This is a genomic window from Virgibacillus sp. AGTR, assembly GCF_016919725.2.
In the GTDB taxonomy this organism is placed as follows: Bacteria; Bacillota; Bacilli; order Bacillales; family Amphibacillaceae; genus Virgibacillus; species Virgibacillus salarius.
On sequence record NZ_JAJERH010000206.1, the window covers coordinates 1 to 237 of the forward strand.

Annotated in this window: 1 protein-coding gene; it reads left to right on the forward strand. The window is 36.7% G+C overall.

Features of this window, described 5'->3' with window-relative positions; translation table 11 throughout:
- A partial coding sequence (locus JUJ52_RS23245) for a transposase (protein WP_228089276.1) occupies window positions 1–237 on the forward strand: 237 nt, incomplete at both ends.

Consider the following 237-nt stretch of genomic DNA (forward strand, 5'->3'; position numbering starts at 1 on the left):
ACGCATGATGATGAAGATTATCTTATGTGCCTATACACAGTCTGTTTTTTCTGGCAGAAAAATAGAAGGCTTACTTAAAGATAGTGTACGTATGATGTGGTTAGCACAAGGCTATGAACCAAGTTATCGTACCATTAATCGTTTTCGTGTTCATTCCGAAGTAAAAGAATTATTACGTCAGTGTTTTGTCTTATTTCGTTGTCAACTTGTTGAAGAGAAGGCGATTGAAGAAGAGGC